The 12965-nt window shown below is 64.7% G+C and carries 12 protein-coding genes; 7 read left to right on the top strand and 5 right to left on the bottom strand.

Annotated features, from left to right (window positions below; all coding sequences use genetic code 11):
• Window positions 1-33 precede the first annotated feature (33 nt).
• Window positions 34-1311 carry a maltoporin gene (locus H3H36_RS22615; protein ID WP_182220331.1) on the top strand — a complete coding sequence of 426 codons (1278 nt, stop codon included), beginning with the start codon at window positions 34-36 and terminating at the stop codon, window positions 1309-1311.
• 33 nt (window positions 1312-1344) lie between these two features.
• Here H3H36_RS22615 and H3H36_RS22610 read toward each other — a convergent pair whose 3' ends face one another.
• Window positions 1345-2595: an ROK family protein gene (locus H3H36_RS22610; protein WP_182220330.1), complete on the bottom strand. Its 1251-nt coding sequence runs from the start codon at window positions 2593-2595 to the stop codon at window positions 1345-1347.
• A gap of 197 nt (window positions 2596-2792) precedes the next feature.
• Complete coding sequence (locus H3H36_RS22605; RefSeq protein ID WP_220459831.1) at window positions 2793-3407, bottom strand: nucleoside/nucleotide kinase family protein; 615 nt, start codon at window positions 3405-3407, stop codon at window positions 2793-2795.
• Window positions 3408-3594: 187 nt separating this feature from the next.
• Between H3H36_RS22605 and H3H36_RS22600 the strand changes: the two genes are divergently transcribed.
• The 6 genes from H3H36_RS22600 (at window position 3595) to H3H36_RS22575 (ending at window position 9172) form a co-directional block, all read left to right on the top strand.
• A complete protein-coding gene (locus H3H36_RS22600; RefSeq protein ID WP_182220328.1) occupies window positions 3595-4587 on the top strand; it encodes a sugar ABC transporter substrate-binding protein in 993 nt (330 codons plus the stop codon).
• A gap of 135 nt (window positions 4588-4722) precedes the next feature.
• Entirely contained in the window at window positions 4723-5682 is a 960-nt protein-coding gene (locus tag H3H36_RS22595) for an ABC transporter permease (protein ID WP_182220327.1), read from the top strand.
• Window positions 5682-6482, top strand: coding sequence for an ATP-binding cassette domain-containing protein (locus H3H36_RS22590; protein ID WP_182155207.1), 801 nt, complete (start codon window positions 5682-5684; stop codon window positions 6480-6482). Before H3H36_RS22595 ends, H3H36_RS22590 begins: the two co-directional genes overlap by 1 nt.
• Window positions 6475-6927, top strand: a complete 453-nt coding sequence (locus H3H36_RS22585) for an RbsD/FucU family protein (protein ID WP_182220326.1) — start codon at window positions 6475-6477, stop codon at window positions 6925-6927. Before H3H36_RS22590 ends, H3H36_RS22585 begins: the two co-directional genes overlap by 8 nt.
• Complete coding sequence (locus H3H36_RS22580) at window positions 6927-8174, top strand: ROK family transcriptional regulator (protein ID WP_182220372.1); 1248 nt, start codon at window positions 6927-6929, stop codon at window positions 8172-8174. Before H3H36_RS22585 ends, H3H36_RS22580 begins: the two co-directional genes overlap by 1 nt.
• Window positions 8175-8230: 56 nt before the next feature.
• Entirely contained in the window at window positions 8231-9172 is a 942-nt protein-coding gene (locus H3H36_RS22575; RefSeq protein WP_182220325.1) for a PfkB family carbohydrate kinase, read from the top strand.
• 255 nt (window positions 9173-9427) lie between these two features.
• Here H3H36_RS22575 and H3H36_RS22570 read toward each other — a convergent pair whose 3' ends face one another.
• The 3 genes from H3H36_RS22570 to H3H36_RS22560 all read right to left on the bottom strand — a co-directional run bounded on the left by H3H36_RS22570 (window position 9428) and on the right by H3H36_RS22560 (window position 12594).
• The gene (locus tag H3H36_RS22570) at window positions 9428-10528 is read right to left on the bottom strand and encodes a glutathione S-transferase family protein (RefSeq protein ID WP_182220324.1); all 1101 of its coding nucleotides are present in this window, start codon (window positions 10526-10528) and stop codon (window positions 9428-9430) included.
• A 371-nt stretch (window positions 10529-10899) separates the two neighbouring features.
• A complete protein-coding gene (locus H3H36_RS22565) occupies window positions 10900-11604 on the bottom strand; it encodes a DUF6058 family natural product biosynthesis protein (protein WP_182220323.1) in 705 nt (234 codons plus the stop codon).
• Between the two features lie 147 nt (window positions 11605-11751).
• Entirely contained in the window at window positions 11752-12594 is an 843-nt protein-coding gene (locus H3H36_RS22560; RefSeq protein WP_182220322.1) for an exonuclease/endonuclease/phosphatase family protein, read from the bottom strand.
• Window positions 12595-12965 lie beyond the last annotated feature (371 nt).

Raw genomic sequence — 12965 nt, 5'->3', positions numbered from 1 at the left:
GTATCAACAATCACAACGATCAGGAGACACAAGATGAACCGTCTGACCCGGAAAGCCCTCCCCCTGGCGCTGGCTATTGCCTGCGGCTACGCTAGCGCCGATTCCTACAACGACACGGAAGGCTTCCATGGCTACCTGCGCGCCAGCGCCGGCAGCAGCTCCACCCACGGCCCGCAAAGCTGCTACGCGCTGGGCGGCCCGACCTCGTCCTACCGCCTGGGCAACGAGTGCGATTCATACACGGAGTTCGGCTACACCAAGGAAATCGCCAAGGCCGACAACGGCGTCAGCTTCGTCAGCACGCTGTGGGTCAACGCCTACTCGCCCGGCTCGGACTTCCGCGACGCCAAGCTGCAACTGCTGAAAGGCTACGTGGAAGCCAAGGGCCTGCCCTTCCTGGGCGGCGGCACGGCATGGATGGGCAAGCGTTACTACTACCGTCCCGACATCCACATGCTCGATATGCAGTACATCAACATGAACGGCACGGGCGGTGGCCTGGACAAGATCCCGCTGGGCGCGGGCCGCATCAGCTACGCCGTCTTCAAGGACAACGACACCAACGCCACCGGGGCCGGCGGCGCCATCGTCAACACCCCGGCCGCCGTGCGCCAGAACCTGCTGTATGAAGGCTTGCCCACCAATCCGGGCGGCACGCTCGACATCGCGCTGACGCTGATCTCGGCCCAGGGCCGCGACCGCGCCGCGCAAGGCCAGGGCGACCAGAGCCACGGCGGCTGGGCGGTCGGCGCGTTCCACAAACAGGAAATGCTGGGCGGCGCCAACCTGGTGGGCCTGCAGTACGGCAGCGGCCCCGGTACCGGCATCGGCATCTGCTGCTCGCGCATGGGTCCATCGGGCAGCACTACGCTCGGCGCGGACGTGACGCGCGTGCGCGTGCTGGACGATCTGGTGATCCAGCCCACCCGCCAGTTCAGCATGGAGTTCGCGGCCCTGTACCAGAAGGACAAGGCCGACGATATCGCCCTGCGCAACACCTGGACCACGATGGGCGTGCGCCCGGTGTACGCGATCCTGCCGAACCTGAAGCTGCAGGGGGAACTGGGCGTGACCACGCTCAAGCAGGACAGCACCGGCCAGACCGCGCGCCTGACCAAGCTGACCTTCGCGCCGGCCATCGCCATGGGTGAGAGCTACTGGTCGCGTCCGGAGCTGCGCGCCTTCGTCACCTACGGCAAATGGAATGGCGCCGCCACGCCGCTGGTCAACGCGGCCAACAACAGCGGTCCTGTGTACGGTTCCAACACCAGCGGCCTGTCGGCCGGCCTGCAAGTCGAGGCGTGGTGGTAAGCGTTTGAAGATGGCGCCGGCCGCGGCCTGCCGTCAGGCTTCAAGCTTGAGGAACAGGTCGCGGTCCGGCGCGAAATTGGCGTACAGCGGCAACAGCGCGCCACCGAGCGCGCGCGCATCCGGGCCGATGGTGCCCATCTGGATCTGCGGCCGCTGCACGCCTTCCCAGTTGTAGCGCGCCAGCGCGGCCGACACGCCGGCCATCAAACGCTCCAGCAGCGCGCGGCTGCACGAGCCATCCACGATCACCCCTTCCAGGTCCAGCAGGCAGCTGGCGTTGGTGACGGCCATCGCGATCGCGTTGGCGGCCTGCGCCACCCACTGCGAGCTGAGTTCATCCCACTGGCCTTGCGTGGCCCGCTCGTCATAGGCGGCCAGCGGATCGAGGCCCGCTTGCTGGAACAGGTTCTCCAATCCCAGTAATGACGCGGTGGACAGCAACTGGGCCGGCGGCGAACCCGCGTCCGTGCCCGCCATCCCCACCGGCAGCGAGCCGATGGCGCCCGCGTTGCCGTGCAGGCCAGCGTGCAGGTGGCTGTCGATCACCAGGCCGCCGCCGATGAAGGTGTCGATGTACAAATACAGGAAGCTCTTGACGCTGCGCCCGCGCCCGGCCACCAGTTCGGCCACGCAGGCGGCCGCCGTGTCCTTGGCGAAGCGCACCGGCAGGCCGGTGTCGGCCTCGATCTGGCGCGCGATGTCGAGCCGGTTCCAGCGCCCGCCCTCCTCGGGCGCCATGCCGATCAATTCGCGCCAGCTGCCCAGCGACAGCGGCGCGGCCACGCCGATGCCCTGGATGCGGCTGCGCAGCGCCGGCGCCAGCGAGGCCTGCATCTGCCGCACCTGCTCGGCGATGGTGCGAAACACCTGGTCCGGTTCGGGAAAGCGGTAGCCCAGCGAATAGCGGTTGCGCACATTGCCGACGAAATCGAGCAGCAGCACGTCCAGGCTGCGGCGGCCGATCTTGACGCCGATCGAGAACGCGCCGTCCGGCTTGAGGGCGATCGGCACCGAGGGCTGGCCGATCTTGCCGCGCAGCGGTTCGAGCTTCATCACGAGGTCGTCGTCGGTCAGGCGGGCGATGATCAATGCCACGGTCTGGGTGCTGAGCGTGGTCAGGCGGGCCAGGTCGGCCTTGGGCAGGCTGCCGTGCAGGCGGATCGCCTGCAGCACGACGCGCTCGTTGAACTGGCGCATGCCGGTCTGGTTCGAGCCCCGCGGCCGCAGATTGTCGGCGACGGCTTCCTCAGCGTCGGCGGCGGCGGTGGGGGGAGTTTGCTGCATGGGGACGGCTCCTGGGCGCGCGTGCGCCTGTGTTGACAAAGCAGGCAGTCTGCACCATCGCGCCCGGGTTGGCAACTTGTGGTATCAAGCTCCGATGCCGCTGGCTAGCTGCGCTTACCGCGCCCTCACTCCGGAGCGCAGTGCCAACAATCCTACCCGCGCTCATGTACGATTGTTGGCACTGACCCCGCCACTAATCAGCGCAGCACCAGGTCCGCCCGTACCTTGCTCGCTTCCACCAGCACGGCATTCGGTTCGTCCGTCCGCCACACCCAGTGGTGCGCCTGGTCGGCCGTGCGGCCAAAGCGCATGTGGCGCGCGGCCAGCCGCTCGCGCCGCAGGTCATGGTCGATATCGATGTACCAGACCGCGTCCAGTTGCGCACGCACGCCGGTCCAATGGCCTTGATCCAGCAGCAGGTAATTGCCTTCCGTGATGACCAGTTCGATCTCCGGCGGCACGGCGATGGCGCCGGCCACGCCCTCCTCGATCTCGCGCCGGTACTCGGGCGCGTACACCACCTCGCCCGGCACGCGCTGGCGCAGCCGCGCCAGCAAGGCCACGTAGCCGGCGCTGTCGAACGTATCGGGCGCCCCCTTGCGACCGGCCCGTCCCAGCCGCGCCAGTTCCGTGTTGGCCAGGTGGTAGCCATCCATGGGCACCACCGCGGCGCGGCCGGGCAAGGCTGCCAGCAGGCGCTGGGCCACGGTGGACTTGCCCGCGCCGGGTGCGCCCGCCAGGCCAAGCATGTACCGTTGACCCGGCACCAGGCTGGCCAGCAAGTGCGCCAGCGCTTGTTCGACATCGCTCATCTTGACACCGTCTCCAGTTGATTTTGTTGCCATGTTACCTCAATCGAACATCACTTCCGCACGATTAAATAAAATAGATTGATTTATTAATCGAAGCGGCCTATATTTCAGTCAGCGCCATCACAAACAGACGCGCAACATCGACCACCCCGGTCGGCTATCCAATAAAAGACACTTAGGAGACAGCATGTACGCCAAGCATTGCATCGCAGTGGGTTTGATCGCATCCGTCGCCGGCTACGCCGCCGCAGCCGAGCCCGTCATCGGGCTGATTACCAAAACGGAAACCAACCCCTTCTTCGTCAAGATGAAGGAAGGCGCGCAACATGCGGCCAAGCTGCAGGGCGCCAAGCTGCTGACGGCGGCCGGCAAGGCCGACGGCGACAACGCGGGCCAAGTCACGGCCATCGAGAACATGGTGTCGGCCGGCGCCAAGGCCATCCTGATCACCCCCAACGATTCCAAGGCCATCGTGCCAGCCATCAAGAAGGCGCGCGACGCCGGCGTGATGGTGATCGCGCTCGACAGCCCGGCCGAACCGGCCAACGCCACCGACGCCTTGTTCGCCACGGATAACTTCAAGGCCGGCCTGCTGATCGGCGAATACGCCAAGGCCGCGATGGCGGGCAAGCCCGCCAGGATCGCCACCCTGGACCTGTTCCCCGGCCACCCGGTCGGCATCGCCCGCCACAATGGCTTCCTGGCCGGCTTCGGCGTGCCGGGCGTGGACGCCAAGACGGCCGGCCTGGCCAAGAGCGCGGACGTGGTCTGCATGGCCGACAGCTACGGCGACCAGGGCAAGGGCCAGACGGCGATGGAAAACTGCCTGCAGAAGAATCCCGACATCAACGTGGTCTACACCATCAATGAACCCGCGGCGGCTGGCGCCTACAAGGCCCTGAAGGCGGCCGGCAAGGAAAAAGGCGTGTTGATCGTATCGGTCGATGGCGGCTGCTCCGGTGTGCGCGACGTGAAGGCCGGCGTGATCGCGGCCACCTCGCAGCAATATCCGCTGAAGATGGCGGGCCTGGCCGTGGACGCCGGCATGACCTACGCCAAGACGGGCAAGAAGGTGAGCGGCTACGTGGACACGGGCGTGACCCTGATCACCGACCACAAGCAGGCCGGCGTGACCAGCCAGGACACCGGCTACGGCCTGAGCGCCTGCTGGGGCAAGTAAGGTCAGCCGTCCAGGATCGCGGGCGGCCACGGCCGCCCCTACCCTACCGAAAGGAATATCATGCAAAGCAATCTGAACCAGGGTTCCGTGGCCGCCGCCGCCGTCCGCCCGTCCCCTGCCCTCCCGGGAAAAACCATGTCACTGCGCCTGAAAGATGTGCTGCCGCCAGTTACCGTACTGGGGCCGCTGCTGGCCCTGCTGGCCGCCTGCCTGTTCTTCGCCACCCAATCGGACCGCTTCCTGAGCGGCCAGAATTTCTCGCTGATCCTGCAACAGGTGATGGTGGTGGGCGTGATCGCCATCGGCCAGACCCTGATCATCCTCACGGCCGGCATTGACCTGTCGTGCGGCATGGCCATGGCGCTGGGCTCGGTGGTGGCCACCAAGTTCGCCGTCGATTACGGCATGCATCCCTACCTGGCCGTGGCCTGCGGCATGGGCGTGTGCGTGCTGATCGGCTACCTCAATGGCGCGCTGGTCACCTCGATCAAGCTGCCGCCGTTCATCGTCACGCTGGGCACCATGAACATCGCCTTCGCCGTGACCCAGATTTATTCGCAAGCGCAGACGGTGACCGGCCTGCCGGACGCGATGACCTTCTTCTGCAACACCTTCCACCTGGGCCAGACCACCCTCACCTACGGCACCGTGCTGATGCTGGCCCTGTACGTGCTGACCTGGCTGTTCCTGCGCGAGACGGCGCCCGGCCGCCACCTGTACGCCGTCGGTAACAACCCGGAAGCGGCGCGCCTGACCGGCATCGCCACCTCGCGCGTGCTGCTGGGCGTGTACATGATGGCCGGCCTGTTCTACGGCATCGCCGCCATGCTGTCCGTGGCCCGCATGGGCGTGGGCGATCCGCAAGGCGGCCAGACCGACAACCTCGACAGCATCACGGCCGTGGTGTTGGGCGGCACCAGCCTGTTCGGCGGGCGTGGCTCCGTCGTCGGCACCTTCATCGGTGTGCTGATCGTCGGCGTGTTCCGCAACGGCCTGACCCTGATGGGCGTGCCCTCCGTGTACCAAATCCTCGTGACCGGCGTGCTGGTGATCCTCGCTGTCGCCACCGACCAACTGACGCACAAGAAAGGCTGATGATCATGACCGCTACGATACCCGCGACCATCTTCCAGGCACGCGGCCTGGTCAAGCGCTACGGCGGCGTGACTGCGCTCGACGGCACCGACTTCGACCTGCGCGCCGGTGAAATCCTGGCCGTGATCGGCGACAACGGCGCCGGCAAGTCCTCGCTGATCAAGGCCCTGTCGGGCGCCGTGATCCCGGACGAAGGCCAGTTGACGCTGGACGGCGAGCCGGTGCGCTTCAAGTCCCCGATCGACGCGCGCCGCCACGGCATCGAAACCGTGTACCAGGACCTGGCCGTGGCGCCGGCCATGACCATCGCCGAGAACCTGTTCCTGGGCCGCGAGATCCTGCGCCCCGGCCTGCTGGGCCGCTGGCTGCGCCTGATCGACAAGAAGCGCATGCTGGCCGAAGCCGTGGGCCACATGCAGGACCTGAAGATCGGCATCCGCTCCATGAAGCAGGCGGTGGGCACGCTGTCGGGCGGCCAGCGCCAGGGCGTGGCCGTGGCGCGCAGCACGGCCTTCGCCAAGCACGTGGTGATCCTCGATGAACCGACGGCCGCGCTGGGCGTCAAGGAAGGCAACATGGTGCTGGAACTGATACGGCGCGTACGCGACCGCGGCCTGCCCGTGATCCTCATCAGCCACAACATGCCGCACGTGTTCGAGATCGCCGACCGCATCCACATCCAGCGGCTGGGCAAGCGCGTGGCCGTGGTCGATCCCAAGCACATCAGCATGTCCGACACGGTGGCCGTGATGACGGGCGCCAAGGACCCGAAGGATTTGCCGGAGCAGGCCCATGCTTAAAGGACTCGATCCGCTGCTCAGCCCCGAGCTGTTGAAGGTGCTGGCCGAGATGGGCCACGGCGACGCCGTGGTGCTGGTGGACGCCAACTTCACGGCCGCCTCGCTGGGGCGCGGCAAGCCGCTGATCCGCCTGCCCGGCGTGGACCTGGCGCGCGCCGCCAGCGCCGTGCTGTCCGTGTTCCCGCTCGACCTGGCCGAGCGGCCGGTGGACTTCATGGCCGTCTGCGACCAGCCGCAAGGCTACCGCACGCCGCTGCAGCAAGCCATGCTGGGCCTGTGCCAGCGGGCCGGCGAGGCACAGCCGGAACAGTGCGAGGCGGTGGAGCGGTTCGCGTTCTACGAGCGCGTGAAACAGGCGTATGCCATCGTGCAGACGGGCGAGCTGCAACCGTACGCCAACTTCCTGTTCCGCAAAGGCGTGCTGACGGGAGCGCAAGCAGCATGATGAATTTGTCCCACGCCGCCGCGCCGTCCGACGCCAGCATCTGGCTGCGTCCGCGCGGCTCCAACCAGAGCGGCATGGGACAGTTCAACGAGCGCGTGGTGCTGCAAGCGATCCGCCTGCACGGCAGCCTGGCCAAGGCCGACCTGGCGCGGCTCACGCACCTGAGCACGCAAACCGTCTCGCTGATCATCAACCGGCTGCTGGAACAGGGGCTGGTGCAAAAGGGCGCGCCGCAGCGCGGCAAGGTGGGACAGCCTTCCGTGCCCATCATGCTCAATGCCGACGGCGCCTGGTTCATCGGCATCAAGATCGGCCGCCGCAGCCTGGATTTGCTGCTGATCGACTTTCACGGTGAAGTGCGCGAACGGCGCGCGCTCAGCTACCGTTATCCCGATCCGCAACTGCTGTTCGGCCAGATCGCCGCCATGCAGCGCGACCTGCTCAAGCAACTGGGGCCGCTGCGGGCGGCGCGGCTGGCGGGCATCGGCGTGGCCGCGCCGCTGGGCCTGGGCGGCTGGCAAGCCTTGCTGGGCAGCGCACCGGCGCAAGCCGGCCAGTGGGAGCGGCTCGACATCCGCGCCGAGATCCAGGCCGTCAGCCACGTACCCGTCGTCTTCGCCAAGGACACCATGGCCGCCTGCGTGGCTGAACTGGTGGCGGGACGGGGCCGCAGCATCGGCAGCTACTTGTACATTTTCGTCGGCACCTTCATCGGCGGTGGCCTGGTGCTCGACAGCAGCGTGCACGCGGGCCTGTCGGGCAACGCCGGCGCGCTTGGCTCCATGCCGCTGCACCTGGCGTCCGGCGCCGGCGCGCCGCCCGAACAGATGCTGAGCACCGCTTCCCTGTTCAGCCTTGAACAACTGTACGCAGCGGCCGGCCTGGACGAAACGGCCGCCTACGACGCGCGCGCCTTGCAGCAGCCATGGCTGACCCACACGGAAGCATGGCTGGACGACGCCGCCCGCGCCATCGCGCTGGCCGTCAGCAATGGCACCTGTCTGCTGGACCTGGACGAAGTGGTGCTCGACGGCTCCAGCCACCCCGACCTGCTGGCGCGGCTGCTGGAACAAACGAAACAGGCGCTGGAACGCTACAGCTGGGAAGGCGTGCGCCGGCCTGCGCTGCGCGCCGGCGCCATCGGCGCGGACGCGCGCGCCATCGGCGCCGCGCTGCTGCCGCTGCACGCCAACTTCGCGCCGGACCGCGAACTGTTCCTGAAATTGCTGCACACGGCCGCGCGCTGAACGGCGGCCGTCATCACTCACAACATGACACAACACGAAACAAGCAGGAGAAAACCATGATAGTGACCTACGGCGAAGCGCTGGTGGACATGATAGAAATGCCGGACGGCCGCTTTGGCGCCGCGCTCGGCGGCGCCGTATGCAATTTCACGCTGGCCACCGCACGCCAGGGGCTGGACGTGACGTACCTGAACCCGCTGTCGGTGGACAGCTTCGGCCACGGCTTCGCACGGATGCTCGAACAGGCCAGCGTACGGCTGGGCAGCCCGCAACGCAGCGCCTGTCCCACCTCGCTGGCCATCGTCACGCTGGACGAGCACAAGTCGCCCAGCTACGCCTTCCACCGCCAGGGCGTGGCCGACCGCGACATCACGCCCGCGCAGGCGCGCGCCGCGCTGCCCGCCGGCACGCGGCTGTTCCACACGGGCGGCCTGGCGCTGGTGCCGGACGACCTCGATGCGACGCTGGAGATCGTGGCCGCCGCCGCCCAAGCCGGGGCGCTGATCTCGATCGACGCCAATATGCGCCCGCTGGCCTGCGACGACCTGCCCGCCTACGCGGCCGGCGTGCGGCGCGCGCTGCGCCACGCGCACCTGATCAAGGTCAGCGAGGAAGACCTGGCCCACCTGGGCCTGACGGCGCAGCCGCCGCTGGAGGCGGCCCGTACGCTGCTGGACTTGCCCCAGGTGGAGCTGATCGCGCTGACGCTGGGCGCCGACGGCGCCATCCTGCTGTCGCGCGACGCCACCATCGCCCTGCCCGCGCCAGCCGGGATCGCCGTGCGCGACACGGTCGGCTGCGGCGACTGCTTCCTGGCCGGCCTGGTGGCCGCGCTGACCGCGCAGGACAGCCTGTCGGCCGCCGCGCTGGCCGACGCCGGCGAGGAAACGCTGCGCCCGGCCCTGCGGCGCGCCATCGCCAGCGCCAGCCTGAACGCCATGCGCGAAGGCTGCAATCCGCCCACGGCGGACGAGGTGGCGGAATTCATCGATCGCTAGTCCCACAGCGCGGTATGCCGGACGCGAACAGCAAGACCGTCAATCCGTATGCGCGTCGTTGAAGATCCGGTCTACCGAGCGCGCCTGCCAGTTGCGCAAGCGCCTAGAGATCCAATCGCCAGCGCCAAGCCGCGCCATGCTCTGGCAATGAATGTCAACTCGGTCTTCCACCGGCAGCTTGCGCCCCTACGCGCAAGTTGCCATTTACCTGGCCGCATGGCTATGCAGCTAATTGCCTGAACCTGCCCGAGCGGATCAGCGATCAAGTACAGCGCATAAGCCCTTGCGTTTAAGCTTAGGCACGTCCAAATCCAGCAAACGTTCAACCGCCTGCTCGCGGAGCCACTGGCGCACAGCGTCGCGTTCGTCATCCGCGCTGGCACGAAAGACCGCCATCATGCGCTGATACATCCATAAGACATAAGGCATCGCGGGGCGGCTATACCGTCCGTCCAGCATGCTGAATTCGGTGCTGCCGATGAATCGTGGCCAGGAATCAGCACCGGGATGAACAAGCATAAATTGCCGCAGTTGCTCGAGGTTACCTTCAAGATAGGACAGCATGTCGGTCAGTAATCGGCTGAGCAGAGGTAACAGCGTGTCTGGTATTGTGTCGCCCGGCTGGTATTCCCCCATGTCGCGCCCACGCTCGTTCATGCGTTCGATCCAAGCCTTTAGATGTGGGCGGGGCTTGATCAAATGCTGTGCCGGCCAAGGGTCACGACTCAAGTGGCCATACAATGGCCCCATCAGGCCGAAATCGCCGAGCGATGGACGGTCACCGAGCAAATAAGGGGATGTGGCGAAATGGGCGTCCAGCCAGTCGAGTTGCTGCACTGTCCAGCGATGCAACAGCTCAAATTGTTCCGGCACGACGCCAGTCGAGGTTAAAAAATCGGCCATATGCTGCGCCACCTTTGCACTGGCCTTGTCTTGCAGCCAGCGTGGCCAGCCAGGGAGCAGGTTCTCGGCCATATCCTGTTCCAGAAAGGCATAGTTCTCCTCCATATGGCACCAGCGCGTATGCAGGCCGGTCGGTATCCAGAATTCGTCCCCCCACATTTCCAGCAGATAAGCAGAAAATCGCTGAACTGGCGTTGCGGGAATGACCGCTCGCTGCGGATATCGATGCTCGAGAAAGTCGATTATCTCGCTCGTATCTTGCAGCCAGGCGCCTTCCGGAAGCACGACCACGGGGATGGCGGCGACTCCCGTCCGTCGTTTGAGCTTGAAGTAATAATCGAAAATTGTCGGCCGCACCTCCGTGTAGGGGATACCCTTATGGCGCAAGTAACTGCGCAATTTTCCACCGAAATATGAGACTTCCCAAGCGTACAAAGTTAAGGCTTCACTCATTTGTTTCCATCCCCAGTTCAACGATTCCGCACGACATATTTTCTTAACTGCACTGCGAGGAAGTTGAGTGTGCCGTTGGATGGGCGGCAATACTTGTGGTTTATGGTCAAATTGATGGTGGGTTAAGCGTTCACAGGCGCTGGCGTCAATTCTTCAAGCCGCTCTATGGCCCCGTTTTCCGATCAGACCGGTTTTGTTGCATAAACTGGCCCTCGGCCAATGCTGATTGACGTTGACGCGCAACGGCGGCCACAGCAGGGCTGGGACTGATAGCCAGGGGCCATGCGACGGTTGGGATGGAAACGATAACAGTTTGCTAAGCGGCAAAAAGTCACAAAACCTCACGATCCACCGAAACTTACTTCATATCCTCAGGCGGCCAACCCGACCCTGATGCGCGCCGCAAGATCGTCCACCAGGCGCTTACGGCTACTGACGGGATATTCGACGGGCGAGAATGGCATGGCGCTCTCGGCAAACGCATCGATCAGGTCCAGCATGACCAACGCCTCATCGGCCGAATAAACGAACCGGGTGCCATTCGCACTCAGCACGGTGAGCTTTTCCTGCAGCACCTCCTTGCGCGCGATCGCCGCTTCCGACACGGGATCGGCCACGCACAGGCCAAACGTGCCGTGCAGGAAATGCGCCCAGATGCTTTGCATGCGCTTGGCGATGCCTTCGGCGATCACGCTGCCATCGTCGGCGAAGCAGTCAGGCAAGCGCCAGGTCGAGCCGTTCAGCTCGGCCAGCGCGGACTGCATCTGCTCGGCGAACCTGGCCCGCAGCGCGACACCGGCTTGCTCCCGTCCCACTTTGGCGATGGTTTGCAGGGCGCGTTCCACCCATACCGTGGTCGCCGGATGAAAGTAGCTGCCATCCTTCGCCCCGCCGGTGGGCAGCTCGCCAAATACATAGGATTTCAACGTGGCGCCGTTCGTCACCACATACGCAGGCCCGGGCACGAGCCCCTCGCGCACCAGCGCAAGAAATTGCACCACAGGCAACTGGGAGGCATTCGCCATCTGCTCAGTATCGAAGAAATACTGGGATAAATACACATCCAACTCGGACATACGATGGCTCCTTGAGTGAGTACAGGGAGCCATATTATACTGTTTTTATATACAGTAGTATTAATTGCGAAACAGACCAGGCGCAATGACAGCCAGGCCGACGCGCGCGCCGATCGGCAGCACTGGAGGTGTCGGAACAGGCGATGCTCAACTCACCTCGAAAATCAGCATCAATGGCATGTGATCGGTCAGCGTGGACATTTCGTCAAATTCCTTCGGCATGGCGACGTTGAGCTGCACCGAGGCAACGTGCTGTTGCGACACCAGACAACGATCCAGGCCGGTGGTGCGCTTGCCCTGCCCCATGTCGGTATAGGTGGTCGAACCGGAATGGTTGGACGGCAGAATTTCCTGCATCTTGATGGTATCCTGGATCCGGCTGCTGCGCTTGCCTACGGAGCTGGCCGCCACCAGACCATTGCTGTCAGCCACCTCGAAATCCATCGAGTGGCCCAGTTCGAATTCCGATTGATCGACCACCAAGCCGCCGGTACCGAGGCCCTTATTGAAGGTCTGAAAATTAAAATCGCCGATCAACACGTCACAAAAGTCGGTTTTCTGGATACTCTGAAACAAATCCTTGGCTGAGACCTTGGCCGGGCCAAATGCATGCCAGGCGGCGATCGTGAGCGTACGGCCGGTGCCGGCATTCACGTCCACCACGGCCGGCTCGCGCTCGCCCGAAATAATCTTGGAAAACTGCGCCTGCCGCCCCGAGTTGTGGCTCACCTTCAGCGGCGTGCGCCAGATCACGGCAACATATTCGTCGTGGGTACGAATTTCGTTTCCAGACCAGTTGCTCGGTGACTTGCCATGCTTCTTTTCATAGTTGTTCAGGTGCTCCGCAAACACCGCGCCGATGCCGGCATGGTCCTCGTAGACGAAACAGACATGCGCCCAGCTGCACACCTCCCACAGCGTATGAATGTAATCCTCGATCTTCGATTTTCTGAAATGGCGTATATTCCACGATATGATTTTCAGCTGCATCGTTCGAGTTCCCCAGAAAAGTGGATGGAATGGTTCAACGCCCCGCGGCCTACAAACGTCAGCGCAATTCATCAGGCCAGCATATCACGTCAATTGAAATTTGTTGCAAATTTCATCACATGCAAAATGCAAGGCTGGCAGCCGCCCGGTTGGGGTGCGGTCGCCGCCGCACAATGAACATGAAACCATGGCGAACCGGCAAGGGCACTGCTGTTGCAATGTCGAAAGATCTTGCCTCCGGCCCATCGGCATAGGGGCGGCCAGCATAGCTGACCGGTCCCCTGCCACACCACCCGGCATGCGGGTCCGCACCGGGCGGTTCGAGTAGTTGAGGTTAAGACAGGCGTGGTACGCCCAACCGGTCGAAGTAA

Origin of the sequence: Rugamonas fusca (assembly GCF_014042365.1) — a bacterium.
In the GTDB taxonomy this organism is placed as follows: Bacteria; Pseudomonadota; Gammaproteobacteria; order Burkholderiales; family Burkholderiaceae_D; genus Rugamonas; species Rugamonas fusca.
This window is presented reverse-complemented; position numbering and strand designations above follow the sequence as displayed.

Bases quoted from the DNA above. Each gene is read 5' to 3' on its own strand.
- H3H36_RS22590 (WP_182155207.1), top strand. From the start codon at position 5,682: ATGATCATGACCGCTACGATACCCGCGACCATCTTCCAGGCACGCGGC.
- H3H36_RS22565 (WP_182220323.1), bottom strand. From the start codon at position 11,604: ATGTCCGAGTTGGATGTGTATTTATCCCAGTATTTCTTCGATACTGAG.
- H3H36_RS22595 (WP_182220327.1), top strand. From the start codon at position 4,723: ATGTCACTGCGCCTGAAAGATGTGCTGCCGCCAGTTACCGTACTGGGG.
- H3H36_RS22585 (WP_182220326.1), top strand. From the start codon at position 6,475: ATGCTTAAAGGACTCGATCCGCTGCTCAGCCCCGAGCTGTTGAAGGTG.
- H3H36_RS22605 (WP_220459831.1), bottom strand. From the start codon at position 3,407: ATGAGCGATGTCGAACAAGCGCTGGCGCACTTGCTGGCCAGCCTGGTG.
- H3H36_RS22615 (WP_182220331.1), top strand. From the start codon at position 34: ATGAACCGTCTGACCCGGAAAGCCCTCCCCCTGGCGCTGGCTATTGCC.
- H3H36_RS22580 (WP_182220372.1), top strand. From the start codon at position 6,927: ATGAATTTGTCCCACGCCGCCGCGCCGTCCGACGCCAGCATCTGGCTG.
- H3H36_RS22610 (WP_182220330.1), bottom strand. From the start codon at position 2,595: ATGCAGCAAACTCCCCCCACCGCCGCCGCCGACGCTGAGGAAGCCGTC.
- H3H36_RS22570 (WP_182220324.1), bottom strand. From the start codon at position 10,528: ATGAGTGAAGCCTTAACTTTGTACGCTTGGGAAGTCTCATATTTCGGT.
- H3H36_RS22560 (WP_182220322.1), bottom strand. From the start codon at position 12,594: ATGCAGCTGAAAATCATATCGTGGAATATACGCCATTTCAGAAAATCG.
- H3H36_RS22600 (WP_182220328.1), top strand. From the start codon at position 3,595: ATGTACGCCAAGCATTGCATCGCAGTGGGTTTGATCGCATCCGTCGCC.
- H3H36_RS22575 (WP_182220325.1), top strand. From the start codon at position 8,231: ATGATAGTGACCTACGGCGAAGCGCTGGTGGACATGATAGAAATGCCG.